The 24,112-nt window shown below is 67.5% G+C and carries 21 protein-coding genes and 1 other RNA gene; 8 read left to right on the top strand and 14 right to left on the bottom strand.

The features are described 5' to 3' along the window. Positions 1–16 precede the first annotated feature (16 nt). The 6 genes from rpoN to XAN126_RS0101545 all read left to right on the top strand — a co-directional run bounded on the left by rpoN (position 17) and on the right by XAN126_RS0101545 (position 5,257). Entirely contained in the window at positions 17–1,582 is a 1,566-nt protein-coding gene (rpoN, locus tag XAN126_RS0101570) for an RNA polymerase factor sigma-54 (RefSeq protein ID WP_024276847.1), read from the top strand. Positions 1,583–1,720: 138 nt separating this feature from the next. Further along, positions 1,721–2,971, top strand: coding sequence for a DUF2254 domain-containing protein (locus tag XAN126_RS0101565; protein WP_024276846.1), 1,251 nt, complete (start codon positions 1,721–1,723; stop codon positions 2,969–2,971). Between the two features lie 237 nt (positions 2,972–3,208). Further along, on the top strand, positions 3,209–3,556 hold the full coding sequence (rplU, locus tag XAN126_RS0101560) for a 50S ribosomal protein L21 (protein ID WP_024276845.1): 348 nt from the start codon (positions 3,209–3,211) through the stop codon (positions 3,554–3,556). A gap of 21 nt (positions 3,557–3,577) precedes the next feature. After that, positions 3,578–3,850, top strand: coding sequence for a 50S ribosomal protein L27 (gene rpmA, locus XAN126_RS0101555; RefSeq protein ID WP_024276844.1), 273 nt, complete (start codon positions 3,578–3,580; stop codon positions 3,848–3,850). Positions 3,851–3,994: 144 nt separating this feature from the next. Continuing rightward, positions 3,995–4,624, top strand: a complete 630-nt coding sequence (locus XAN126_RS0101550) for a GNAT family N-acetyltransferase (RefSeq protein ID WP_024276843.1) — start codon at positions 3,995–3,997, stop codon at positions 4,622–4,624. Positions 4,625–4,729: 105 nt separating this feature from the next. Continuing rightward, positions 4,730–5,257, top strand: coding sequence for an RNA pyrophosphohydrolase (locus tag XAN126_RS0101545; RefSeq protein ID WP_024276842.1), 528 nt, complete (start codon positions 4,730–4,732; stop codon positions 5,255–5,257). A 3-nt stretch (positions 5,258–5,260) separates the two neighbouring features. Here XAN126_RS0101545 and XAN126_RS28850 read toward each other — a convergent pair whose 3' ends face one another. The 13 genes from XAN126_RS28850 to XAN126_RS0101480 form a co-directional block, all read right to left on the bottom strand. Further along, positions 5,261–6,046 (bottom strand): group III truncated hemoglobin, encoded by a 786-nt coding sequence (locus tag XAN126_RS28850; RefSeq protein ID WP_024276841.1) that lies wholly within the window; start codon positions 6,044–6,046, stop codon positions 5,261–5,263. Next, a complete protein-coding gene (locus XAN126_RS0101535; protein ID WP_024276840.1) occupies positions 6,043–6,249 on the bottom strand; it encodes a hypothetical protein in 207 nt (68 codons plus the stop codon). The genes XAN126_RS28850 and XAN126_RS0101535 overlap by 4 nt, the downstream gene beginning before the upstream one ends. A gap of 105 nt (positions 6,250–6,354) precedes the next feature. Continuing rightward, positions 6,355–8,424 carry a HAMP domain-containing sensor histidine kinase gene (locus tag XAN126_RS0101530; protein WP_024276839.1) on the bottom strand — a complete coding sequence of 690 codons (2,070 nt, stop codon included), beginning with the start codon at positions 8,422–8,424 and terminating at the stop codon, positions 6,355–6,357. Continuing rightward, the gene (locus tag XAN126_RS0101525) at positions 8,417–9,835 is read right to left on the bottom strand and encodes a sigma-54 dependent transcriptional regulator (protein WP_024276838.1); all 1,419 of its coding nucleotides are present in this window, start codon (positions 9,833–9,835) and stop codon (positions 8,417–8,419) included. The genes XAN126_RS0101530 and XAN126_RS0101525 overlap by 8 nt, the downstream gene beginning before the upstream one ends. A 207-nt stretch (positions 9,836–10,042) precedes the next feature. After that, complete coding sequence (locus XAN126_RS0101520; protein WP_024276837.1) at positions 10,043–11,743, bottom strand: OFA family MFS transporter; 1,701 nt, start codon at positions 11,741–11,743, stop codon at positions 10,043–10,045. Positions 11,744–12,035: 292 nt separating this feature from the next. Continuing rightward, positions 12,036–12,872, bottom strand: coding sequence for a molybdenum storage protein subunit alpha (locus XAN126_RS0101515; RefSeq protein WP_024276836.1), 837 nt, complete (start codon positions 12,870–12,872; stop codon positions 12,036–12,038). Positions 12,873–12,883: 11 nt separating this feature from the next. Further along, positions 12,884–13,696, bottom strand: a complete 813-nt coding sequence (locus XAN126_RS0101510; protein WP_024276835.1) for a uridine kinase — start codon at positions 13,694–13,696, stop codon at positions 12,884–12,886. 309 nt (positions 13,697–14,005) lie between these two features. Further along, positions 14,006–15,577, bottom strand: coding sequence for a 2-polyprenylphenol 6-hydroxylase (gene ubiB / locus XAN126_RS0101505; protein WP_024276834.1), 1,572 nt, complete (start codon positions 15,575–15,577; stop codon positions 14,006–14,008). A gap of 31 nt (positions 15,578–15,608) precedes the next feature. Then, positions 15,609–16,406 carry a bifunctional demethylmenaquinone methyltransferase/2-methoxy-6-polyprenyl-1,4-benzoquinol methylase UbiE gene (ubiE, locus tag XAN126_RS0101500; protein WP_024276833.1) on the bottom strand — a complete coding sequence of 266 codons (798 nt, stop codon included), beginning with the start codon at positions 16,404–16,406 and terminating at the stop codon, positions 15,609–15,611. A gap of 114 nt (positions 16,407–16,520) precedes the next feature. Continuing rightward, entirely contained in the window at positions 16,521–16,727 is a 207-nt protein-coding gene (locus XAN126_RS0101495; RefSeq protein WP_024276832.1) for a hypothetical protein, read from the bottom strand. A 222-nt stretch (positions 16,728–16,949) separates the two neighbouring features. After that, the gene (locus XAN126_RS0101490; protein ID WP_024276831.1) at positions 16,950–20,459 is read right to left on the bottom strand and encodes a PAS domain-containing hybrid sensor histidine kinase/response regulator; all 3,510 of its coding nucleotides are present in this window, start codon (positions 20,457–20,459) and stop codon (positions 16,950–16,952) included. Positions 20,460–20,565: 106 nt separating this feature from the next. Beyond that, entirely contained in the window at positions 20,566–21,267 is a 702-nt protein-coding gene (locus tag XAN126_RS0101485; protein ID WP_024276830.1) for an esterase, read from the bottom strand. A 69-nt stretch (positions 21,268–21,336) separates the two neighbouring features. Further along, positions 21,337–21,822: a MarR family transcriptional regulator gene (locus XAN126_RS0101480; protein WP_051460530.1), complete on the bottom strand. Its 486-nt coding sequence runs from the start codon at positions 21,820–21,822 to the stop codon at positions 21,337–21,339. A gap of 135 nt (positions 21,823–21,957) precedes the next feature. Between XAN126_RS0101480 and XAN126_RS0101475 the strand changes: the two genes are divergently transcribed. After that, the gene (locus XAN126_RS0101475; RefSeq protein WP_024276828.1) at positions 21,958–22,386 is read left to right on the top strand and encodes an organic hydroperoxide resistance protein; all 429 of its coding nucleotides are present in this window, start codon (positions 21,958–21,960) and stop codon (positions 22,384–22,386) included. Positions 22,387–22,525: 139 nt separating this feature from the next. Here XAN126_RS0101475 and ffs read toward each other — a convergent pair. Next, positions 22,526–22,624: signal recognition particle sRNA small type (ffs, locus tag XAN126_RS27435), an RNA gene on the bottom strand. Between the two features lie 97 nt (positions 22,625–22,721). Here ffs and XAN126_RS27430 point away from each other — a divergent pair. Continuing rightward, a complete protein-coding gene (locus XAN126_RS27430) occupies positions 22,722–24,107 on the top strand; it encodes a P-loop NTPase fold protein (RefSeq protein ID WP_081762474.1) in 1,386 nt (461 codons plus the stop codon). The last annotated feature ends 5 nt before the right edge of the window (positions 24,108–24,112 follow it).

The following is a 24,112-nucleotide window of genomic DNA, read 5'->3' as shown; positions in this document are numbered from 1 at the left end:
TCGGGGGGCCAGCATCATGGCGATGAGCCCCAAGCTGGAGTTCCGGCAGAGCCAGTCGCTGGTGATGACGCCGCAGCTGATGCAGGCCATCAAGCTGCTGCAGCTCTCCAACATGGAGCTGGTGGCCTATGTCGAGGCCGAGCTGGAGCGCAACCCGCTTCTGGAGCGCATCACCGAGGGCGACGCAGCCGGACCCGAGCCGCAGCCCGAGGTGCGGGAGACCCGCGGCGAGGAAATGGCCCGCGGCGGCCTCGACGGCGAGCCGCCCCCGGCCAGCGACTGGACCGGGACCGACAATGATCAGAGCCGGGCCGCCATGGAGACCCGCCTCGACACCGACCTCGGCAACGTCTTCCCCGACGATGCCCCCGCCGATCGTGGCACCCCCGGCGGCGGCTCCACTGCCTCCAGTCCCTCCATGGGCGAATGGAGCGGGGGCGGCGAGCGGGGCGACGACTACAATCCCGAAGCCTTCCTGACCGCCGAGACGACGCTGGCCGACCATCTGGAAGCGCAGCTCTCCGTGGCGGTGAACGATCCGGCACGCAAACTCATCGGCATCAACGTCATCGGCCTCATCGACGAGACCGGCTATTTCACCGGCGACCTCGACCTCCTCGCCGGGCAGTTCGGTGTGCCGCGCGCGGAAGTGGAAGCCGTCCTGAAGCTGATCCAGACCTTCGAACCGTCGGGCGTCGGCGCCCGCAACCTCGCCGAATGCCTCGCCATCCAGCTGCGCGAGCGCGACCGCTTCGACCCCGCCATGCAGGCGCTGGTGGCCAACCTCGAACTCCTCGCCCGCCATGACCGCAACGCGCTGAAGCGTATCTGCGGCGTGGACAACGAGGATCTCGCGGACATGATCGGCGAGATCCGCCGGCTCGATCCCAAGCCCGGCCTCGCCTTCGGCTCAGGCGTCGTCCACCCGCTGGTGCCGGACGTCTATGTGCGCCCCGGCGCCGACGGCACCTGGCTCGTGGAGCTGAATTCCGAGACCCTGCCGCGGGTACTGGTGAACCAGAGCTACCACGCCACCGTGGTGAAGCACGCCAAGTCGCAGGAGGAGAAGAGCTTCCTCGCCGACTGCCTGCAGAGCGCGAGCTGGCTCACCCGCTCGCTCGACCAGCGCGCCCGCACCATCCTGAAGGTGGCGAGCGAGATCGTGCGCCAGCAGGACGCCTTCCTGCTGCACGGCGTGCGCTACCTCAGGCCGCTCAACCTGCGCACGGTGGCGGACGCCATCGGCATGCACGAATCCACCGTCTCGCGCGTGACGTCGAACAAATACATCTCAACCCCGCGCGGCGTGGTGGAGATGAAATTCTTCTTCTCCTCCGCCATCTCCGCCTCGGGCGGCGGCGAGGCCCATTCGGCGGAATCGGTGCGCCACCGCATCAAGACGCTGATCGAGGCCGAGGCGCCGGAGGACGTGCTCTCCGACGACACCTTGGTGCAGAAGCTGAAGGACGACGGCATCGACATCGCCCGCCGCACCGTCGCCAAGTACCGGGAAGGCATGAACATCCCCTCCTCCGTCCAGCGTCGCCGCGAGAAGATGGCCCTGCGCAGCGAGGCGAGCTGAGCACGCCCCGCCGGATCACGGCCTCGTGATCGACCTCATGCAACCGGACGCCTCCAGCCAAGCTTCCCCTTCCTGACGAGAAGCGGGGCGTGCCGTCGGCGCGACCAGCCCGCGTGGCGGCAACAGCCCGGAGCCTGCATGATCCCCCCGATCCTGAGCGAGCGCGTGCGCTTTCAGCTCAAGCGCCTCGCCCACCGGCTGTGGTTCTGGCCCACCGCCTACAGCCTCACGGCGGTGGCCGTGGTGCTCGTCGCGGCAACCCTGCCATCGGGATACGCGCTGCCGGGCTACCTCACCTTCGCCTCGAACAGCCTTGAGCCTGTGCTCACCGTGCTGGCCTCCAGCATGCTGGCGGTGGTCACGTTCAGCCTGTCCGCCATCGTCTCGGTCCTCTCGGCCGCGGCACAGGCGGCGACGCCGCGTGCGACCTCCCTCCTCATCGAGGACGCGGCCCTCCAGCGGACGCTCAGCGTCTTCGTGGGCGCGTTCCTGTTCTCCATCGTGGCGCTGGTGGGGGGCGTGGGCGGCGTCTATTCCGATGCCGGCCGGCTGCTGCTGTTCGCTGCGACGGTGGTGCTCATCGCCGTCGTCGTCGGCACGCTGCTGCGCTGGATCGACCGGGTGTCGCGGCTCGGGCGCATGGGCGAGATCATCGACCGGACCGAGCAGGCGACCGCGGCGGCTCTGAAGGATTTCGCGCGCCGGCCCGGCCTCGGCGCAACCGTCCGCACCGCACCGCCGCCGGCCGGCTATCCGGTCTTCGCGACGGTCATCGGCTACGTGCAGCATATGGATGTGGGGCAGCTTGCGGCGGCTGTGCCGGAGGGCGTGACGTGCCATGTGGCCGTACGGCCGGGCGCCTTCGTCGATCCGGTCCGCCCGCTTGCGGTGTTCGATGCGCCGCCCGACGATGCGCTGGCGGATGCGCTGCGGCGGGCCATCACCGTCGGCGACGTCCGCAGCTTCGAGCAGGACCCGCGGTTTGGCATGGTGGTGCTCGCAGAGATCGCGTCAAAGGCCCTGTCGCCGGGCGTCAACGACCCGGGCACGGCCATCGACGTGAGCGGGACTCTCACACGGCTTCTCTGGGGCTGGCGGGCGGACCGCACGATGCCCGTCCAGGATGCCGTGACGAACGTCACCATTCCCGCGCTGTCGATGGACGACATGCTGGAAGATGCCTTCCGGCCGATTGCCCGCGACGGGGCCGGGCAGGTGGAGGTGGGGTTCAGGCTCGTGGCCGCCCTGGGGTCGCTGGCGCAGATCGATGACCCCGACCTTGCCACCGCCGCCCGCACGCGTCTCGCCGACGTGCTGAAGCGGGCGGAGGCCGTCCTGCTGCCCATGGACGCCGACGCGCTGAAACAGGCAGCGGCAGCGATCATGTGAAGGCAGGAACGGCACGGACCGCAAGCGCCGCGGCGCGGCAGCCGCCGCCAAGGAGCAGGGGGCGATGGCGCCGGCGGCGTGCGGCTTCGCCCCGTCTCGCAAAGGCCAGTGGCGTTGACTTTTCCGGGCGTGGCGTATATCGGACCACCTTCGCGTGGGCCAATGGGCCTGCATCCCGAAAAACCGACCGAAGAAGCCCGTCCTTGAGGCGCGGCTGAACACGAAAGCGAGACAAGAATGTTCGCGGTCATCAAGGCAAACGGCAAGCAGTATCGCGTTGCCGCCGCCGACAAGATCACCATCGACCACCTCGACGCCGAGGTCGGCGCGATCTTCACCTTCCCGGTGCTGCTGCTGAGCGGCGCCTCGGTTGCCGTCGGCGCCCCCCATGTGGATGGCGCGGTGGTGACGGGCGAGATCCTCGAGCACACCCGCGGCGACAAGGTGATCGCCTTCAAGAAGCGCCGCCGGCAGAATTCCCGCCGCAAGCGTGGCTTCCGCGCCGACCTCACCGTCGTGCGCATCACCGAGATTTCCGGCCTGGGCGAGACCGTCAAGGCTGACGCCGCCGGCGTCGGCGCCTGATCGAGAACGAGGAGAGCAACAATGGCTCATAAAAAGGCAGGCGGCTCGTCCCGTAACGGTCGCGATTCCGACGGTCGTCGTCTGGGCGTGAAGCGCTTCGGCGGCCAGGACGTCATTCCGGGCAACATCATCGTGCGCCAGCGCGGCACCAAATGGCATCCCGGCACGAACGTGGGCATGGGCAAGGACCATACCCTCTTCGCGCTTATCGAAGGCAAAGTGGCCTTCCGCACCAAAGCCAACGACCGCACCTACGTATCGGTCGTTCCTGCCGCCGCCGAGGCGGCCGAATAAACGGCGAGACCTGATAAATGCAGGATCCCGCCGGTCTCGTTGATCCGGTGGGCGCCTGAGCAGGCCTCTCAAAGCTCAGACACGAACCGGGGAGACGGGACAACCGTCTCCCCGGTTTTCGTTTGTGCCCTTGAGGAGCCCGCCATGACCTTGTGCGAATCCCAGTCCGGAGCCCCGCTCGCGGAGAGCTGTATCCCCGTCCTCGAAACCGAGCGGCTCGTGCTCCGCGCGCCGCATATCGAGGACGTTGCTGCCGTCGCGGAGCTCGCCAACAACCGCCGGATCGCGGAGATGACCGCGAACCTGCCGTTCCCCTACAAGCCCTCCGATGCCCACGCCTTCGTCGAGACGCTGGCCGCCGTGCCCGATGCCGCCACCTTCGGCGTCTTCCTCAAGGGCGAGGGCCGCATGGCCTTCGCCGGCATGGTCAGCTACGGCCGCCGCCCGCCCGAGCACGCGCCGGAACTCGGCTACTGGGTCGGCGAGGCCTTCTGGGGCCGCGGCATCGCCACCGAGGCCGTGCGCGCCGTCATCGACTATGCCTTCTCCGAGACCGATGTCTCGCTCCTCCTCGGCTCTGCCCGCGTGGTCAATCCGGCGTCGCGCCGGGTGCTGGAGAAGTGCGGCTTTCAGTGGTCGGGCGTCGGCCTGTGCCGCGTGAAGGCGCTGCGCGCCTCCGTGCCGGTGGACCAGTTCCAGCTGGAGCGGCGGACCTGGGCCTCCATCCGCGCCTGGGGCTCCACCGCCCTTCCCCGGCATCGCGCCGCGCACTGACGTTGCGTCCGACGGCGCCACCTGGCTGAACTTGCGCCCGCCGCATCTTGCGCGGTGCGGCGGGGCGCGTATCAGGGAGGCAGTCACTCCATCAAGGCCGCCGCCATGTCGAAGAAGCACGATAAGCACGATAAGCACGAGGACATGCCCTATCGCCCCTGCGTGGGCCTGTGCGTGTTCAATGCGGCGGGCAAGGTGTTCGTCGGCCGGCGCCTCGGCGGGCCGGAGCATGTGGACGCCACCCATTCCTGGCAGATGCCCCAGGGCGGCATCGACAAGGGCGAGGAGCCGTATGCGGCTGCCCTGCGCGAGCTTTACGAGGAAACCTCTATCCGTTCCGTGACCAAGCTCGGCGAAGTGGAGGAGTGGCTTTCCTATGACCTGCCCGGCCGCATCGCCGGCGAGGCCTGGAAGGGCCGCTACCGGGGCCAGACGCAGAAATGGTACGCGCTGCGCTTCACCGGCACCGATGCCGAGATCAACATCCTTCGTCCCGGCGGCGGCCAGCACAAGCCGGAATTCATGGACTGGCGGTGGGATGAGATCGACGCGGTGGTCGACCTCATCATCCCGTTCAAGCGCGATGTCTATGTGGAGGTGGTGAAGCAGTTCCGCCGCTTCGCGCAGGGCTGAACCCTACCCGGCGTGCACCCCGTGGGGATGGCCTGCACCAAGGTCGGGCGGGAACAGCCCGGCCTGGAAGCAGGTGCTCATGTGCTCCACCTTGGCGATGGCCCGCGCCGCCGCCACCGCGTCCAGCACCTCCACCGCCGTCTCCCTGAACAGCGCCACCCAGCGGGTGAAGTGTTCCGGCTTCAGCTGGAGCGGGATGTGGGCGGCGAACGGCATTCCGGAATAGCGCGCGGTGCCGAGCAGGGTGCGCGACCAGAAGTTCTGCACGATCTGGTAATGGCCTTCCCAGTCCGGAATGGCGCGGGCGAAGACCGGGCCGAGCAGCGGGTCGGCGGCCGCGCGGCCGTAGAAGCTTTCCACCAGCCGCTTCAGGTCGTCCTCGGTGACGGACAGCGCCGCGCCCGGCTGCTCGTTCAGCCCGCCCAGCGCCGCGCCGCGATCCTCCACCAGAGCGGCGAGTTCCGGCGCGGCCGGGGCCTTGCGGTGCGCGACATTCAGCGGCGGATCGAAGCTCGAAACGATGTCGCGCAGGGTGTGCTGGCGCACCCGCGCCATGGGGCGTTCGAGCACGAACAGGCCGTCCGCGACGCCCGCCTCTTTCGGGTTCGCCGCACGGAAGGCGGCCAGCGCCGCCGCCATGTCCTCCCCCTCGCCTACATAGAGCGGCAAGGGCCGCCCGGAGACGGCGCGGGTGAGGATGAAGACGCCGGGACGGGCCGGCGCGACCTCGGCGGCGGTGAAGGCATAGCCGGCGAAATCGGTTGTCACCCGCTCAATGACCTCGCTCATGGCTTCTTCTCCGGCGCGGGGGCCTCGGCTTCGGCCGCCCCGGCCTCCGGCCGCTCCGTCTCGATCACGCGCAGGGCCGGGCCACCGGGCCGCAGCGGGTTGGCGCGCTTCTGAGCCGTCTTCTGCCATGGCGGCAGGAGGCGGATCATGGTGCCGGGCACGATGCGCGGCATGATGGGCGTGTTGCCCTTATCCCACTTCATGGCGGGCACCTGCTGGCTGTTATATACGAACGGTACGAACGCCCCACCCGCGACGCAAGGGTCCCGGAGCCTCCACAGCGCTCATTTGTTGGGCTCGCCTGAAATTCAGGCGGAATGCGCACCCTCTTCCGCCGCGCTCCCGGCCTCCGGCAGCCAGATGGAGAAGACGGCGCCCGATCCCGGCGGGCTTTCCACCGCCATGGTCCCGCCCGCGCGCTCGATGAGCGTGTAGCTGATGGAGAGGCCAAGCCCGGTGCCGCCCTGCGGCTTGGTGGTGAAGAAGGGGTCGAAGACGCGGCCGATCCGCTCCTCTGGGATGCCCGTGCCGGTGTCCGCCACCTCGATACCGACGCCCGGCTGCCGCCCGCGCGGCTCGTCCCGCGTGGTGACGGTGAGGGTGCCGCCCTGGGGCATGGCGTGGACGGCGTTGACCATCAGATTGATGAGCACCTGCTGCAATTCCACCCGGTTCATCATCACGAGCCGCGTGGCGCCGTCGGTGCGGGCGACGAGGATTTCGCTGCGCGAGAGCAGGTGCTGCACCAGCAGCAGCGCATCGCCCACCACCTCGCCCGGCGCCACCGGATCGAGATGGCCGGCGAATTCGGCGGGGCGCGCGAACTGCAACAGCTTCGAGACGATCACGTTGATGCGGTGAACCTGCTGGTCGATGAGATTGAACTCGGTCTTCACCGGCCCCGCCGCGCTCCCCAGCACGTCGCGCGCCACATCCAGATTGCCCTGGATGACCGCCACCGGATTGTTGATCTCGTGGGCGACGCCCGCCGTGATCTCGCCGATGGCCGCGAGCTTCTCGGACATGACGAGCTGGCGCTGGGTGGCGGCCAGCTCCGCGTTGGCGTCTTCCAGCTCGCGGGTGCGCTCGGCGACGCGGCGGTCCAGTTCTTCGGTCCACCGGCGCAGCTCCGCGTCGCGCTCCTGCAGCAGGTCCAGCATGTCGTCGAGGTGGTGGGCGACGCGGCCGATCTCGTCCGAGGTCGCGGCGACGCCGGTGCGGGCGGACAGGGCGCCGCCCTCCACCGCCGAGATGGTTGCGTTCATCGCCTCCAGCGGCCGGAAGATGGCCGCCGCCCAGCGCAGCAGAACGGGAATGGCCACCATGGCCACCAGCAGGAAGCCCACCGCCACGGCGGCAAGGCTCGCCCGCTTGAGCGCGAGGAACGGCGCTTCCAGAAAGCCCACATAGAGCATGCCGATGCGCTTGCCGTGGCTGTCCACCACCGGCTCGTAGGCGGAAATGTACCAGTCGCTGACCACGAAAGCCCGGTCGAGCCACACCCGCCCCTCGCCCAGCACCGCGTTGCGCACCTCCTGCGACACGCGGGTGCCCAGCGCTCGCCGCCCCTCGAACAGGCGGACATTGGTGGAGACGCGCACATCATCCACGAACAAGGTGGCGGTGCCGGCCGAGCCCTCCGGCAGGCTACCGGGGCGGTAGACGAGGTCGTTGATGGTGTCGATGAAGTCGAGGTTCTGGTTGAGCAGCACGCCGCCCACCAGCGCCGCCCGCACGCCCCCCGGCATCTCCACCGGTGTGCCGGACTGCACCACCATGCCCCGATCCTCCGCCTCCCGGTCCGTGGGCACGGCGCCGGGGGTTGGCACGAGGGCGATATGGGCGCGCGCCGCCAGTTGCGGCGAGAGCCGTTCCAGCTCCTGCGGGCCGAAGATGTCGATCTCGGTGGAGGCGGTGCCGGCGAGCGCCCGGCGCTCCACCGGCCACATCGCGCTCGCCTCGCGCGCGGCGCCGGCCGGCGCGGCGGCAAGGCTGTGGCCGTCGGCATCGATGAGATAGAGGAAATCGAGCCCCATCACCTTGCGCCGCGCATCGAGGAACGCGGCCAGCGCCGCGCTGTCGCCGGCCCCGGTGACCCGGGCGAAGGCCACCGAATCCCCCAGCGCGTGCAGCGTCTCATCGGAGCGCTCGCGCAGCCGGTCGAGATACTGGCGGGCGATGGTGAGGTCGCCGTTGACCTTGGAGATGAGAAGCCGGTCGAACTGCCGCGTCCACCAGGTGACCACCAGCGCCAGCACCGCCGGCAGGATGATGAGGGTGGGCAGAAGCGCGATGGCGAGGAGCCGCATGCGCACCGAGCGCAGCCGGGCGAGGACGCCGCGCGGCGCGTCGGTGGCTTTGCGCACAGCTTCAGCCATTCCAGGCCTTCAGTTTGCGGTCCAGCGTCTTGCGCGAGACCTTGAGGCGGCGCGCCGCCTCGGCCCGGTTGCCGCCGGCCTCGGCCAACACCTTCAGCATGTGCGCCTTCTCCACCGCGTCGAGGGCGGAGCCGGGCGCGTCCTCCTCGTCGATGCCTTCGGGCACCACGTCGCGCGGGAAGTCGCCGAGGATCAGCGAGCGCTCGATCACGTTGCGCAGTTCGCGCACATTGCCCGGCCAGGGATAGCGGGTGAGGAAGGCGAGCACCGGCTCGGTGAGGTCGAGGGGCGGCACGCCGAGCCGGGCGCTGAGGTCGGCGATGAACAGGCGAGCCAAAGGCGCCACGTCCTCCGGCCGCTCGCGCAGGGGGGCGAGGTGGATGTTCACCACATTGAGCCGGTAATAGAGATCCTGCCGGAAGCGGCCCGCCGCCACCTGCGCGGTGAGGTTGGCGTTGGTGGCGGCGACGAGGCGCACGTCCACCGGGACTTCCCGCTCCGCCCCCACCGGGCGGACCTTGCGATCCTCGATCACCCGCAGCAGCTTCGACTGCATGGCCGGTGGCAGCTCGCCCACCTCGTCGAGGAAGAGCGTGCCGCCCTGGGCATAGAAGAACAGCCCCTCGCGGGAGGAGGCGGCGCCGGTGAAGGCGCCCTTGAGGTGGCCGAACAGCTCGCTCTCGATGATCTCCGGCGCGATGGCCGCGCAATTCACCGGCACGAAGGGCTTGGCCGCGCGGGCCGAGACGGCGTGCAGGGCGCGGGCGGTGACTTCCTTGCCGGTGCCGGATTCCCCGGTGATGAGCACGGTGGACGGCATGGGGCCGACGCGCTCGATCATGACCCGCACGGCGCGGGTGGCGACGCTGTCGCCCACCATCAGCGGCGCGGCGGCGCCGGGCATGGCCTTCAGCTCGCGGCGGAGCACGAAATTCTCGCGCATCAGCCGGCCGCGATCGAGGCAGCGGGCGATGGCGTTGAGGATCTGGTTGGAGCGGAACGGCTTCAGCACGAAGTCGGCCGCGCCGGCCCTGAGCGCGGTGATGGCGGTCTCCAGGTCCGCGAAGGCGGTGATCAGGATCACGTCGCGGTAGAAGCCCGAGCCGCGCAGCTCCTCCAGCCATTGCAGGCCGGTGCGCCCGGCCATGATGTTGTCGAGGATGATGAGGTCGAACGGCGCTGCTTCCAGGAGCCGCGAGGCGGCGGCGACATCAGGGGCCTCGGCCACGTGGCGGCAGCGCGTCTGGAGCATCCGCACCAGGAAGTTCCGCATCCCCGGCTCGTCGTCCACCACCAGGATGGAGGCGCCGGCGAGGTGCGGGCTGAAGGCGACATCCTCCGAGGCCTCGGGCGCGCCCGGTGCGGCGGGAGCGGAGCTGGAAAGGGGCGCAAGGGGGGGCACAGGGGGCATGGGCTATCGGCCGTCCGTCTCGGACCCTCGCCGTCACGCGACAAAGGCCGTCCGCGAAAGACGATGGCGTGACCTGAGGTCCCCGGCCGCCTCGCCCGTTCTCGACGGCATCCATTGCGCAAATCAGCCGGCTCCGCAAACCGGAAAAGGGCGTGCCCCGCCGCCCGGAGGACCGGGGACGGGGCACGCCGCGGGAGCCGGGAGGGCTCAATGAAAGAGGATCACCGCCTTCTGCAGGGTGATCCAGATGCCCCAGGCCAGCGGCACGCCCACCACCAGCCAGGCGAAGACCACCACGGGCAGCGCCGTGGTGCCGCTCGCCACCGGGGTCGAGGAGCGGGCGGCGGCGGCCAGCGGGCCGTCCTTCGCCTCTTCCTCGAAGTCCTCGAAATCGGCGTGGGTGGCGTCCTCGCGGGCGATCGCGGCGGCCTTCTTCTTCAGCTCGTCGTCCTTCATGTAGAGGTGTTCGGCCACGGGCTTCACCAGAAGGTTCGCGACGAGGCCGACCACGAGCAGGCCGGAGAGGATGTACATGGTCTGGTCGTAGGCCGCCTCGCGGGGGATGCCCGAGGCGATCTGGTATTCGCGCAGATAGTTCACCAGCACCGGGCCGATGATGCCGGCGGTGGCCCAGGCGGTGAGCAGCCGGCCGTGGATGGCCCCCACCATGTGGGTGCCGAAGATGTCGGCGAGATAGGCCGGGATGGTGGCGAAGCCGCCGCCATACATGGACAGGATGATGCAGAAGGCGGCGACGAACAGCACCACCGAGCCCATGTGCGCCAGCGTCGGCACCGACGCATAGAGGCCGAAGCCCAGCACGAAGAACACCGCATAGGTCATCTTCCGCCCGAGCTTGTCGGAGAAGGAGGCCCAGGCGAAGCGCCCGCCGATGTTGCACAGGGAGAGAAGCCCGGTGAAGCCCGCCGCGATGGCGGCGATCTGCGCCTTCTGGCCCGCGTCGAGCTGGGAGAAGGTGAGGTCGAGGCCGATGAGCTTGCCGCCGAACACTTCCTGCAGCATGGGCGAGGCCATGCCGATGACGCCGATGCCGGCCGAGACGTTCAGGCAGAGCACCGCCCACAGCAGCCAGAACTGCGGCGTCTTCCACGCCACGTCGAGATGGACATGGCGGTGCGTGACCATGGCGTTGGCCGAGGCGGCCGGCGGGGTCCAGCCCTTGGGCGCCCAGCCTTCGCGCGGCACCCGGTAGCCCAGCGCGCCGCCGACCATGAAGACGAAATAGATGGCCGCCATGGCGAGGAAGGTCTGCCACACGCCCACCGAGGTCGGCGAGGCGAAATGCTGCATCAGCATGTTGGCCAGCGGCGCGCCGATCATGGCGCCACCGCCGAAGCCCATGATGGCCATGCCGGTGGCCATGCCGCGCCGGTCCGGAAACCACTTGATGAGGGTGGAGACCGGCGAGATGTAGCCGAGCCCGAGGCCGATGCCGCCGATGACGCCGGAGCCGATCCACAGCATCCAGATCTGGTGGAGATAGACGCCCAGCGCCGAGATCACGAGGCCGCCGCACCAGCAGAAGGCCGAGACGAGGCCTGCCTTGCGCGGCCCCGCCGTCTCCAGCCAGCCGCCCCAGATGGCGGCGGAGGAGCCGAGCAGCACGAAGAACAGGGTGTACATCCAGCCGAGCTGGGAGATCTGCCAGTCGCAGGAGGTGGCAAAAATGCCGGCGACGAAGCTCATGTCGGTCGGGCAGGCCACGGGCTTAGAGACGCCCACGGCGCGCGACAACGGCAGCCAGAACACGCTGAAGCCGTAGGCCATGCCGATGCACAGATGGATGGCAAGGGCGGCCGGCGGCACGAGCCAGCGGTTGAAGCTGGCGGAGGCGATGGTGCGCTCGCGGCTCAGGAACGGCGGCGGCGCAAAGGTGGTTACGCTCATGTCTCCTCCACGGGTGTTTCCGCGCCAATTGGCTTGACGCTTTTCGCGCAGCCGAGGCCGCGCGTGGCCCCGCTCCCTCAGCAAGGGCGGGGCCAACGGGGAGACATTCAGGTTTTCAATGACTTGATAGGAACAGGCGCGTGCGATCTGGACAAAATGTCCATCCCGGCGTCCGGCGGCAGGGTCAAAATGGCCATCCCGCCTCGGTTTGCGGACGCAAAAAACCCCACGCAGCCGGGGCCGCGCGGGGTCGGTGTCGGGCGATCGTCCGGCCGGGGACCGAACGGGAAGGTCAGCCTTGCCGGGCGGCCGTGTGGACCAGCGTGCCCACGTGCTCGCCGCGCAAGGCGGCGGTGAGGCGGCCGGGAACGAGGCCGTTCACCACCTGCACCCGCTCGATGTGGCGTGCGGTGGCCATCACCTCGACCAGCGCGCGGTCGAAGGGCAGCGTCGCCGGGCCGTTGGCCTTGGCGAGCTCGGCATAGCTGGTCTCGGGGATCAGCTCGGCCTTGGCCCCGTCCGCGCCGTTGGGATCGGCGGTGAAGACGCCGTCCACGTCCTCGACGATGGTGAGGCCGGCCGCGCCCAGCGCATCAGCGAGCAGGAAGGCGCCCGTGTCGGCCCGATGGACCGGGAGGCGGCTGCCCGGGAACTCGTGGTGATGGTAGGGCGGGAAGGCACTGCCCACCACCGCGCGGGTGGCCGTGAGGTGGATGGCGAGCTGGCTCGCGATGGTCGGGTGCTCGATGTAGGAGACCCCCTCTGGCGCCAGCAGCGAGGCGAGGATGTGGCCGTTCTGGCCGGCCTCGGTGGCGGCGAGCGGGGCGAGCGAGCCCACCGGCAGGCCGAGGTCGAGGCCGACGCCGTAGAGATGGCGGGCGCGCACTCCGGCGCCGGTGAGGATCAGCAGGCGATGCTCGGGCAGCACCTTGCGGATCTCCTCCACGATGGGAAGGATCGCCGCGGCGCCCTTGTCCATGATGGACCGGCCGCCGATCTTCACCACCTGCAGCCAGGGCAGGAGGCGGATGGGACGCACGCCGGCGACGGGCCGGGTCAGCGCGCCGTCGAGGAGGGTCTGGCTCGCGAGCGGCGAGGCGACGTGCTTGATGGTCGAAGCTTCAGTCATGATCGTGCCTCTCAGCTCGCGGTGATGATGGTGCCGACGTGCTCGCCGGCAAGGGCGCGGGTGAGGTTGCCGGGCACGAGCCCGTTGACCACCTGGACCTCGCGCACATGGCGCGCCTTCTTCAACAGGTCGAGCATGGGGAATTCGAGGATGGAGTCGGCAAGGCCACGCGAGAGCATCTCGTCCACCGAGATCTTCGGGATGAACGTGGCGGACTTGTCCGTCTTCGGGTTGGCGGTGAAGAGGCCGTTCTCGTCCTTCACATAGATCATGGCCTTGCAGCCGAACTGCTCCGCGAGGAGGAAGCAGCCCGCATCCGTGCGATAGGGCGGGATGACGCCGACCGGGGCCGGGCGGGTCCACAGGCCGTAGGGCGGCATGCCCGAGAACACCACGCCGTTCACCTGCTCCAGATAGAGCGGCACGGCCGACATGCCGGCACCGGCCACCATGGAGATGCCGTGCTTGGCGAGGAGCTGGCCGAGCATGGCGGCGTTCTGGTCCGCCACCGACGCGCCGAGCTGGGAGAGCACGCCCGCCGGCAGGTTGAGGCCGGCCGCGATGGAATAGAGGTGGCGGGCGCGGGTGCCGGCGCCGGTGCCGATCAGCAGCTTGTGCTTGGCGCGGGCGGCGACGATCTCGTCCACCAGCGGGTAGAGCGCGGCGCGGCCGCGGTCGATCACACTCTGGCCGCCGATCTTGATGACGGTGGCATCGGGGAGGATGCGGAAGTCCGCCGCGGCATCCGCCGCCGCCAGAAGCTCCGCGTCCGTCAGCGAGCGCTGCATCAGCAGCGCGTCGAGCTCGGCCGTCGTGTTCGCCATTTGAGATGTCCTTCTTTGCTGGCCCGTGGACCTCGGCCCGCCCGAGGGGCGGTGCGCCGGTCCGGGGCTCCTGACCCTGCGCAAGCAGCCGTTGGACGGGATGCTTGAACGGGAGCGGAGCCGTCTTGGGGCCTGACTTAGTTTTGCTGGAAGGACAAAGCAATACGCGAAAAATATGCGAGTTGTTCTTAAGGCGGCGCAGAAGCTGCCCCGTCTCCGGGAAGAATTCGCGGTTTCCGGAACGTCCGGAAAGAACGACACGAAACGCAGGAATTCACATCCCGCAAAGGCAGTCTGTCGGTATCCCCGTCAGCCGAGCCAGATGCCGAGCAGCGCCGCGGCAATCACCCACAGGGCCAGATTGCCCCAGAAGGCGCGCTTCGCCTCGGCGCGGCCGATGCCTTCCAGCGAGGAGGGCGAGAGGCGGATGCCGTCGCGCGTCGCCTCGTCCAGTTGCTCCACCACGCGCGCGGTGCGGGTGAGGAGGCCGGGCAGGGTCGCGGCGAAATGGCCCATCTCGCCGAGGCCGGAGCCCGCGCGCTTCAGCTGACCGATGGGGCCGAGATTGCCGGCGATCCAGTCTTCCACCACCGGCTTTGCGGTGCGCCACATGTCGAGCTGCGGGTCCAGCGAGCGGGCGACGCCCTCCACCACCACCATGGTCTTCTGGAGAAGCAGCAGTTCCGGCCGGGTCTGCATGTCGAACAGGGCCGTCACCTCCAGCAGCAGCGCCAGCAGGCGCGCCATGGAAATCTGGTCGGCGGTGCGCGAGTGGATCGGCTCGCCGATGGCGCGGATGGCGAGGGCGAAATCGTCCACCGAATGGTGGAAGGGCACGTAGCCCGCCTCGAAATGCACTTCCGCCGTGCGCCGCCAGTTACGGGTGATGAAGCCGTAGAGAATTTCCGCGAGGAAACGCCGCTCCTTCACCCCGAGCCGGCCCATGATGCCGCAATCCACCACCACCAGGCGGCCCTGCGCATCCACGAACAGGTTTCCCGGATGCATGTCGGCATGGAAGAAACCGTCGCGCATGGCCTGCCGCAGGAAGGTCTGCATGACGATGCGGGCGATCTCTTTCGGATCATGCCCGGCGGCGATGATGGCCGCCTTGTCGGAGAGCTTGATGCCGTCGATCCACTCAGTGGTCAGCACCTCGCGGCCGGAGCGGTCCCAGTCCACGCGCGGGACGTGGATTTCCGGGTCGTCCTGCGTGTTCTCGGCCAGCTCCGCATAGGCGGCAGCTTCCAACCGCAGGTCCATCTCCATGGAGACGGAGCGGGCAAGCGTGTCCACCACCGTCTCCAGACGCAGGCGGCGGGCCTCGGCGAAATTGTGCTCGGCGAAGGCGGCGATGCGGCGGAAGGTGCCCATGTCGGAGGCGAAGCGGCGGCTGACGCCCGGCCGCAGCACCTTCACCGCCACGTCGCGGCGCTCACCGTCCGGCTCGATCACTTCCGCCTTGTGCACCTCGGCGATTGAGGCGGCGGCGACGGCTGGGCCGAACACGGCGAAGACGTCCTTCACCGGCCGCTCGAACGTGTCGGCGACGGTCGCCTCGGCCACCGCCTGCCCGAAGGGCGGCATGCGGTCCTGCAACACCTCGAGATCGCGCGCCACCGAGGCGCCCACCACGTCCGGCCGGGTGGCAAGGAACTGGCCGAGCTTCACATAGGACGGCCCGAGCCGCGACAAAGCGGCGGAGAACCGCTGTCGCCGGTCGCCGGCATCCTTGCGGGCGATCAGCCGGGCGATGTCGAGCAGCGGACGCGCCAGCGGCGGCGCGGCGGCGGGCGAGACCAGCGAGAGCACGCCTTCGCGGGCGAGCACATAGCCGGCGCGGGCAAGGCGCCAGGCATCGGCGACGAGAAGGAAGATCATGGCCGAGGCCTCCGGCCGTAAGGGACCGCCATCAGATGCGGAAGCCCGAATGGAGGGCCACCACGCCCCCGGTCATGCGGGTGAAGGTGACGCGGGCGAACCCCGCCTCCCGCATCATGCCCGCGAACGCTTCCGCGGTGGGGAAGCGGCGGATGGATTCCACGAGATACTGATAGGGCTCCGCATCTCCCGCCACGCGCTTGCCGATCTCGGGGATCACGCGGAAGGAGAAGGCGTCATAGACCTTGTCGAGCAGCGGCACGTCGACCTTGGAGAATTCCAGCACGAAGGCGCGCCCGCCCGGCTTCAGCACGCGGCGCATCTCCTTCAACGCGAGATCGATGCGCGGCACGTTGCGGATACCGAAGGCGATGGTCACGGCATCGAAGCTCATGTCGGGGAAGGGCAGCGCCTCGGCATTCGCCTCCTCGAAGGCGACGCGATCGGCAAGGCCGCGCTTCTGCGCGCGCTCACGGCCCACCGCCAGCATGTCGGTGTTGATGTCGGCGACGATGGCGTCGGTGCCCGGCCCGCCGGCCTCCACCACGCGGAAGGAGACGTCGCCCGTGCCGCCGGCGAGGTCGAGCAGGTGGAAGGGCCGCGCGCCCTGCGGCGGGCGCACCTTGGACACCAACGCATCCTTCCACGCCCGGTGCAGACCACCGGACATGAGGTCGTTCATGATGTCGTAGCGCCGCGCCACCTTGTGGAACACATCGTCCACCAGCGCCTGCTTCTCGGCGAGGGGCACCGTGCGATAGCCGAAATGGGTATCCGCCGTGCCGCGGGTCTCTTCGCCTGTTGCCGGGGCGGAATTGAAGTCCGTCATCTTGTTTCTGGCCGCGCGCTGTTGCCGTTCGGGCGCGACCTTATCGGATGATGCTGCACGGCGCCATAAAGCCGGCGTCGCAGCCGGACCGGCCCTGTGGGCCGGCCTCAAGCGTCAGTTGCCCTTCGGGCCGCGGGGGTGCCGGGCGATGCCGGTCACGTCGAATTCGAGTCCAGCCTCGGTGTAGCGGGAATTGGCCGGCGCCTCATCCCCGGCCTTCGAGCCGCGCGAGGAGAAGCTCAGGGGTAAGCGGAGACGGCGCTTGCGGGCGTCGATCTCTTTCCGCAGCGGGAAGACGGGAACGTTGATCGTGATCGTCATAGCCACGCTCCAAAAGTATTCGCGCGTCGAGTTAAGCGTGGAAGTGTTACAAATCTTAACGAGCTGTTAACACTTCCATGCCGCGGAGGCGTGCTTCTATGGCACGCCCCCATAACGCTGGCTGAAGGCGGCGTTTATTGGGCGTTCATGGGGATGAACGAGGGCTTAATCGCGAAGCGCGGGCGCCGTGGCGCAAAGGGCACGCTGGAAGCCGGCGAAAGACTATTCGGCGGCGGCGCGAGCGATGCGCCAGTGGGCGAGGATCGCCCGGAGCGCCGCGGGCTTCAGCGGCTTGTTGAGGATCTCCATGTCCGCCGCGCGGGCCGCGTCGCGCACCTTCTTGGAGCGGTCGGCGGTGATGAGGACGGCGGGTATTTTCCCCAGTTTCCACCTCAGCGACATGATCGCCTCGATGCCGTGGCCGCCATCGAGATGGTAGTCCACGAGGGCCACGTCGGGCTTCTTGCGGCGGTGGCGCACCGCCTCGATGGCGCCCTGGGCGTCGGCGGCGGTGATGACGTCGCACCCCCATCCACTGAGCAGCATCTGCATGCCCTCAAGGATGGTCGGCTCATTGTCGATGGCGAGGATGGTGAGGCCGTCGAGCTGCGCGCCGCGCCGGGCGGGGCTGGGCGCCGCCTCGCGCTCCTCCGGCATGGAGACGGCCACCGGCAGCTCCACGGTGAAGGCCGAGCCCTTGCCCGGGGTGGAGCGGATCGCCACCGGATGTTCCAGCACCCGCGCGATGCGCTCGACGATGGACAGGCCGAGGCCGAGGCCGCGCGCCGCCTTGGCGCCCTGGTCGAGGCGCTGGAACTCCTGGAACACCAGCTTGTGCTTGGCGCGCGGAATGCCGACGCCGGTGTCGTAGACCTCCACCCGCAGCTTGCCCCCCACCCGCCGGCAGCCGACGAGGATGCGGCCGCGCTGAGTGTATTTCACCGCGTTGGAGACGAGATTCTGCAGCAGCCGGCGCAGCAGCCGGCGGTCGGAGCGCACGGCCAGCGTGCAGGGCAGGAAGGTGAGTTCGAGGTTCTTCTCCCGCGCCAGCGGGGCGAATTCCGTCTCCAGCGGCTTCAGCACGTCGGCAATGCGGAAGGCGGAGAATTCCGGGCGCATGACGCCGCTGTCGAGGCGGGAGATGTCGAGCAGCGCGCCGAGGATCTCCTCCACCGATTCCAGCGAGGCGTCGATGTTGCCGGCAAGCCGCTCCTCCTCCGATCCCTTGGCCCGCTCCACCATGCTGGTGGCATAGAGGCGGGCGGCGTTGAGCGGCTGGAGGATGTCGTGACTGGCGGCGGCGAGGAAGCGCGTCTTGGAGAGGTTGGCCTCGTCCGCCTCGGCCTTGGCGATCTCCAGCGCGCCGTTGAGCCGCTCCAGCTCCTCGGTGCGCTCGCGCACGCGCCGCTCCAGCGTTTCGTTGGCGCGCTCCAGGGCAAGCGCGGCCTCCACGCTCGCGGTGATGTCGGTGAAAGTCACGGCGATGCCGCCGTCCGGCATGGGGTCGGAGCGGGCCTCGATCACCGCACCGCGCTGGTGCAGGCGCTCGGAGAAATCCGGGTCGGGGCTCACATAGCGCGTGACGCGGCGGGCGATGTCGCCGCTGTCCTCGTCGGCCGGTGCGGCGGCGAGGATGTCGGTCAGCGGCACGCCCACCGCGTAACACTCGCCGGGCAGGTCGAGCATCTGGCCAAACTGGCGGTTCCAGCACACGAGGCGCAGGTCGCGGTCGAACACGGCAATGCCCTGGCGCACATGGTCGATGGCGCTCTGCAGAAGCTCGCGATTGTACTGGATGGCGGCGGAGGCATCGTCCAGCAGCTTCAGGGCCGCCTTGGTGGAGACCGCGCGCTTGCGCAGCAGCAGCGACAGCACGAGGCGGGAAGAGGCCGCGCCCACCGCCGAGGCGAGCAGGTGCTCGGCGTGGCGCACCATGCCCGCATCCGCCTCGCGGTGGGTGTCGAGCGCGAAGCCGTGCTGGCGGGCGTAGCTGTCGAAGGCGGCGCGGGCACGCTCGGCGCCGAGATAGCGTTCCACCGTCGCCATCAGCTCGCCGAGGGAGACCGAGGAGCGCCAGCGCAGGAAGGCGGGCCGCGCCGGCGGCCGGTCGCCCGTCCCCGCGAACAGGCGGGCCTGCGTGCGCTCGATCTGCGAGGGCCGGGTCAGGAAGGAGATGATGACCAGCGCCAGCGTGTTCAGCCCGAGGCTCCAGGCGACGCCATGGGCGAGCGGGCCCGCGGTGAGGCCGAGCAGCGCCGTGGGGCGCAGCAGGGAGATGCCGAACGGGCCGTTCTGCAGCACGCCGGCGGAGATCAGCCCTGCCTCGGCGAGGCTCGGCAGCATCAGCGTATAGGCCCAGGTGATCCCGCCCACCACGATGCCCGCGATGGCCCCGGCAGCGGTGGCGCGCTGCCAGAGCAGCCCGGCGGCGAAGGCCGGCCCCACCTGCGCGATAGCGGCGAAGGAGAGCAAGCCGATCTGCGCCAGCTGCACGTCGCCGGTGGTGCGGTAATAAAGATAGGCGAGGAGGACGATGACAAAGATGGACACCCGCCGCACCATCAGCAGCAGGCCGGTCATGTCCTCGCGCGGCTCGCCCTCGGGCAGGTCCGCCGACCGAGCGGCGCGGCGCCGCAGCAGCAGCGGCATCACCAGGTCGTTGGAGACCATGATGGCGATGGCCACGCACTCCACGATGACCATGGCAGTGGCCGCCGAGAGGCCGCCGACGAAGGCGAGCAGAGCGAGGCTGTCGAAGCCGGCAGCGAGCGGCACGGCGAGCACATAGACGTCGCTGTCCACCAGATTGAGCGGAAACAGCGTCATCCCCGCCAGCGCCAGCGGCACCACGAACAGGTTGATGAGCACGAGATAGAGCGGGAACAGCCAGCGGGCGCGGCGAATCTCGCTCTCGCCCTTGTTCTCCACCACGGCCACATGGAACTGCCGCGGCATCAGCATGAAGGCGCCGCCGGACAGGATGGTCATGGTGAGCCAGTTCTCCAGCGACAGCCCGCGCTCGAACGGCGCCACCGCGTTCGCCTCCCGCGCCGCGTAGAACAGGGAGAATGGCCCGTCGAAGATGACGAAGGTGACGAGCAGGCCGACACCCAGGAAGGCCGCGAGCTTCACCAGCGATTCCGTGGCGATGGCCAGCATCAGCCCGTTCTGGTGCTCGGTGGCGTCGGTGTGGCGGGTGCCGAACAGGATGGCGAACGCCGCCATGGCGCAGGCGACGAACAGCGCGAGATCGCCCACCAGAGTGCCGCGCCCGTGCTCGCCCGCGAAATGGCCGAGCAGCGCCACCAGCGAGGCGGAGACCGCCTTCAGCTGCAGCGAGATGTAGGGGATGGCGGCGATGATGGCGACGATGGCCACCAGCGCCGCGATGCCCTGGTTCTTGCCGTAGCGGGCGGCGATGAAGTCGGCGATGGAGGTGATGTTGTTGGCCTTGGCCAGCCGCACCACGCGCAGGAAGAGGGGCGCGCCCACCGTCATCAGGATGATGGGGCCGAGATAGATGGTGAGGAAGTCGAAGCCCTGGGTGGTGGCGAGGCCCACCGAGCCGAAGAAGGTCCAGGAGGTGCAGTAGACCGCCAGCGACAGGGAATAGATCATCGGCCGCGGCGTGCGGCCCGCGCCCGGGCGCAGCCGGTCGCCATAGCTCGCGATGGCGAACAGCAGGCCGATATAGGCCAGAGCCACGAAGATGACGACCGAAGCCTGAAGCATGTCCCCCGTCCGGCCTCCCCACACCGGAAACCGCCCGTTCTTGATCTGTTTAGGGGAACCTCATCACTTCGTAGGGGGCTTGTCCAGCGGCTGGATCAAAGCAGGCTCACGGGGTGGCGCCGGCGGGTACAGGTGCGAGGAAGAAGGCGACGGCGAGGCCCACCACCGGCGGCTGCCAGGCGTGGGGGCCATTATATTCCATATAGGTCACGTCATATCCCGCTTCCTTGAGCAGGGCCGCATGCGTCCGGCCGGAGCGCTCGACCGGGATCTGATCGTCGTTCACCCCGTGGGAGATGAACACGCGCGGCGCCCCGCTCTGGCGCTGGACGGACATGAAGCCCGCCGAGGAGACGATGAGGTGGGTGACGAAATGGCCGTTGGTGAGGCCCAGCGAGAGGGTGTAGCTGCCGCCGTCCGAATGGCCGGCGAAGCAGATGCGCGCGGGATCGATGGCAAAATGCCGGGTGACCAATGCAAGCGCCGTCTCCAGCCGCTCGCGGTCCGGCCCGTTGCCGGCGATCACGATGTCCCAGGTGGGGAAGACCGATTGCGGCACCAGCAGCAGGAAGCGGTGGGTGAGCGCGTGCTGCTCCATCATGGGCAGGATCTTCTGCGCGCTGCCGCCGCCGCCGTGGAACAGCACCATCAGCGGCACCGGGACGCCCGGCTCAAGCCCTTGCGGCACCACAAGAAGCGTATCGCGCTCCGCCGAGAGGCCGAGATTGTGATGGCCGGGTGCGAGCGGCGGCAGGTCCGGCGCGGCGGGGGCGAAGGTGACGTGGCCGGCGAGTTGGGGATCGAGCATGGCGGCGTCCGGAGCAGCTGGCGTTTCCGCATCCGGTGTACCGTATACAAGAGCGAAAATGAAGCCGCCTCAGGCCTTTGCGGCCTTCTCCAGCGTCTCGCGCAGGGCGGTGACTTCGCGCTGGAGGCGGATCACGTCGGCGAGGTCGAGGCCGGTGGCGGCGAGGATGCAGGCGGGGATGTGGCGGGCCTTTTCCTTCAATGCCAAGCCCTTGGGGGTGAGCTTCACCCGCACCACCCGCTCGTCGGCTCCGTCGCGGCGGCGGGAGACGTGGCCGAGGGCTTCCAGCCGCTTCAGCAAAGGCGTGAGGGTGCTGGATTCCAGCCCCAGAGCGGTGCCGAGGCTGCCGACGGTGCGGTCGTCATCGGTCCACAGGCTCACCAGCGCGAGATATTGCGGATAGGTGAGGCCGAGGGCGTCCAGCAGGGGCTTGTAGACCCGGGTGAAGGCGTGGTTCGCGGCATAAAAGGCGAAACACACCATGTTTTCCACCGGGATCAGCCCGGGTTCAGCAGGTGTCAGCTGGGGTGTCAGTTCAGGCGTCGGTTCGGACATGGCGGGCCTCGTGGGCTCCCCTTCAGATAAATCGCGCACGATAGGATCGCAACCGCTTGACGGCCGTCATCGGCTCGGCTATTTAAATAGCACACGATTTAATCGTTCACAAGTTAATAACCGCAGGAGAGCCCCATGCCCGTCAACGTCCTCTACTCCACCTCCGCCCGCGCCACCGGTGGCCGCGATGGCCGCTCCGGCACGCTGGACGGCAATCTCGACGTGAAGCTCGTCACCCCGAAGGAGCTGGGCGGCCCCGGCGGCGAGGGTGTGAACCCGGAGCAGCTGTTCGCCACCGGCTATGCGGCCTGCTTCCTCGGCGCCATGAAGTTCGTGGCCTCGCAGGGCGGCACCGCCAAGGTGCCGGCGGATGCGACCGTGACTTCCACCGTGGGCATCGGCCCGCGCTCGGAAGGCGGCTTCGGCCTGGAGATCGCGCTGGCGGTGTCCCTGCCGGGCGTGGACCGCGCGGAGGGCGAGGCGCTCATCGCCAAGGCGCATGAGGTGTGCCCCTATTCCAACGCCACCCGCAACAACATCGACGTGAAGCTCAGCCTCGTCTGATCCCCCTGCCCGTTCTGCCCCGACACGCCGCCGCTCTCCCACCGGAGGGCGGCGGTATTTTTGTGCCTGCGGACGCAGAAACGCGCACGGGCGCGACGGCCGGGGAGGCCGCGCGCCAGTCGATGCTGTCGATGCATGGGGTGGGAGGCTGGACGAAGACCCGAGACCGGGCTCGTTGGGGCTGCTTCCTTCCGGACCTGACCCGGTTGGCGAGTGGCTCGTCCACCGCCAACCTCCCACGCGCTATATGGCAGGGGGAGGGGTGGGATGCAAGGGGGCTAGTGACTTGGCAATGGCGTCGATTTAAAGTTGCGCACCAACGAGGATGCCCGTCGATGAAGATAATTCCGCCGACCCTAACATTTGCCGAGAACGAAGGCTTCACCTCGGAGAAGGACCTATTCCAAAGAGCCTCGTTTGGCAAGGGCCTCACAAATATCGTATCTCAATCAGAAGATCCATTGGTTATATTACTAGACTCTCCTTGGGGAACTGGAAAAACGACATTTCTTCAAATGTGGGCTGGCGAATTACGAAAATCTGGACGCTCTGTTATTTATTTTGATGCATTTGCTAATGATTATATAGAGAACGCATTTCTAGCAGTCGCTGGAGAGATAATCGAGTTAGCAAATAATAAGAAAGATGCTAATAAGTCTAAAATTAAGAAATTTGTCGAAAAAGCATCAAAAGCCGGCAGTGTCTTGATAAGAGGAGCTGCCAAGATCGGCGTAAAGGCCGCAACCTTAGGCGCTATAGATGCCGCCGACATCAATGAGCAAATCAACTCGATCTCAAATGACATCGCAACGGCGACGTCCAATGGAGTCGACGCTCAAATTAAACGCATTTTAGAGCGTCAAGCCGACGAAAAAATCACCTTAAAGGCCTTCAGAGAAGCTCTATCTGAGCTACCATCTTTAATTTCAGAAGGGCATAACACACCCGAAGGAAACCAAAACGAATGCGAGTATATTGTTTTTATCATCGATGAGCTCGATAGATGCAAGCCGACATTTGCTCTAGATATAATTGAATCTGTTAAACATATATTTTCAGTAAAAAATATACATTTTGTTATTTCGGCGACCATATCACAAATGCAGGCATCTGTTAAATACGCCTATGGATCTGATATCGACGCATTGAGATATCTGGACAAATTCTATACATTTGCTATATCATTCCCTAATACCAAGTCACACCCCTCTGCTGCAAAAAAATATCTATCATATGTCTCAAAAAGTCTGGGGCGCGACCCGATTCGAGATCGCGAGATTGATAATTATATTGATATAATTGAACAAGTATCAAATGTGCGAGATTTTTCATTCAGAACACTGGAAAGAATTATATATACTGTTAATATTTGTCTCGCAATGACACCGAAGGATAGATTAAAACTAAATTCGATAATATGCGGCCTTTGCATCATGCGCGTTTCAGATCCTGATATTTTTCAGCGCGCAAAAAATGGTTCATTAACATTGGCCGAGGTAGATTTAGTATTCGGATTTAAAAAATGGCCAAAAAACGCAGCGGCGAGTGCGGAATGGGTGCGGAGTTTCTGGGTTTATTGCCTCGAAGAAGAGCTTCCTCCCGATAACGACGGCACATGGAAGGCCATCCAAAACACGCTATTTCACTATAGCAGTGAACGCCTCACATTGATCCCTTGGACAGCTGGGGCCGTCGTAGAGCAGCTGCATCTGCCACAATGAGCCTC

This window comes from Xanthobacter sp. 126 (genome assembly GCF_000526175.1).
Classification (GTDB): Bacteria; Pseudomonadota; Alphaproteobacteria; order Rhizobiales; family Xanthobacteraceae; genus Xanthobacter; species Xanthobacter aminoxidans.
Note: the sequence above shows the minus strand (reverse complement) of the source record. Positions and strands in the feature narration are given on the sequence as shown.

What these genes read in the sequence shown, in the direction of transcription:
- rpoN (WP_024276847.1), top strand. Translation starts at nt 17, where the DNA reads ATGGCGATGAGCCCCAAGCTGGAGTTCCGGCAGAGCCAGTCGCTGGTG.
- XAN126_RS0101565 (WP_024276846.1), top strand. Translation starts at nt 1,721, where the DNA reads ATGATCCCCCCGATCCTGAGCGAGCGCGTGCGCTTTCAGCTCAAGCGC.
- rplU (WP_024276845.1), top strand. Translation starts at nt 3,209, where the DNA reads ATGTTCGCGGTCATCAAGGCAAACGGCAAGCAGTATCGCGTTGCCGCC.
- rpmA (WP_024276844.1), top strand. Translation starts at nt 3,578, where the DNA reads ATGGCTCATAAAAAGGCAGGCGGCTCGTCCCGTAACGGTCGCGATTCC.
- XAN126_RS0101550 (WP_024276843.1), top strand. Translation starts at nt 3,995, where the DNA reads ATGACCTTGTGCGAATCCCAGTCCGGAGCCCCGCTCGCGGAGAGCTGT.
- XAN126_RS0101545 (WP_024276842.1), top strand. Translation starts at nt 4,730, where the DNA reads ATGTCGAAGAAGCACGATAAGCACGATAAGCACGAGGACATGCCCTAT.
- XAN126_RS28850 (WP_024276841.1), bottom strand. Translation starts at nt 6,046, where the DNA reads ATGAGCGAGGTCATTGAGCGGGTGACAACCGATTTCGCCGGCTATGCC.
- XAN126_RS0101535 (WP_024276840.1), bottom strand. Translation starts at nt 6,249, where the DNA reads ATGAAGTGGGATAAGGGCAACACGCCCATCATGCCGCGCATCGTGCCC.
- XAN126_RS0101530 (WP_024276839.1), bottom strand. Translation starts at nt 8,424, where the DNA reads ATGGCTGAAGCTGTGCGCAAAGCCACCGACGCGCCGCGCGGCGTCCTC.
- XAN126_RS0101525 (WP_024276838.1), bottom strand. Translation starts at nt 9,835, where the DNA reads ATGCCCCCTGTGCCCCCCCTTGCGCCCCTTTCCAGCTCCGCTCCCGCC.
- XAN126_RS0101520 (WP_024276837.1), bottom strand. Translation starts at nt 11,743, where the DNA reads ATGAGCGTAACCACCTTTGCGCCGCCGCCGTTCCTGAGCCGCGAGCGC.
- XAN126_RS0101515 (WP_024276836.1), bottom strand. Translation starts at nt 12,872, where the DNA reads ATGACTGAAGCTTCGACCATCAAGCACGTCGCCTCGCCGCTCGCGAGC.
- XAN126_RS0101510 (WP_024276835.1), bottom strand. Translation starts at nt 13,696, where the DNA reads ATGGCGAACACGACGGCCGAGCTCGACGCGCTGCTGATGCAGCGCTCG.
- ubiB (WP_024276834.1), bottom strand. Translation starts at nt 15,577, where the DNA reads ATGATCTTCCTTCTCGTCGCCGATGCCTGGCGCCTTGCCCGCGCCGGC.
- ubiE (WP_024276833.1), bottom strand. Translation starts at nt 16,406, where the DNA reads ATGACGGACTTCAATTCCGCCCCGGCAACAGGCGAAGAGACCCGCGGC.
- XAN126_RS0101495 (WP_024276832.1), bottom strand. Translation starts at nt 16,727, where the DNA reads ATGACGATCACGATCAACGTTCCCGTCTTCCCGCTGCGGAAAGAGATC.
- XAN126_RS0101490 (WP_024276831.1), bottom strand. Translation starts at nt 20,459, where the DNA reads ATGCTTCAGGCTTCGGTCGTCATCTTCGTGGCTCTGGCCTATATCGGC.
- XAN126_RS0101485 (WP_024276830.1), bottom strand. Translation starts at nt 21,267, where the DNA reads ATGCTCGATCCCCAACTCGCCGGCCACGTCACCTTCGCCCCCGCCGCG.
- XAN126_RS0101480 (WP_051460530.1), bottom strand. Translation starts at nt 21,822, where the DNA reads ATGTCCGAACCGACGCCTGAACTGACACCCCAGCTGACACCTGCTGAA.
- XAN126_RS0101475 (WP_024276828.1), top strand. Translation starts at nt 21,958, where the DNA reads ATGCCCGTCAACGTCCTCTACTCCACCTCCGCCCGCGCCACCGGTGGC.
- XAN126_RS27430 (WP_081762474.1), top strand. Translation starts at nt 22,722, where the DNA reads ATGAAGATAATTCCGCCGACCCTAACATTTGCCGAGAACGAAGGCTTC.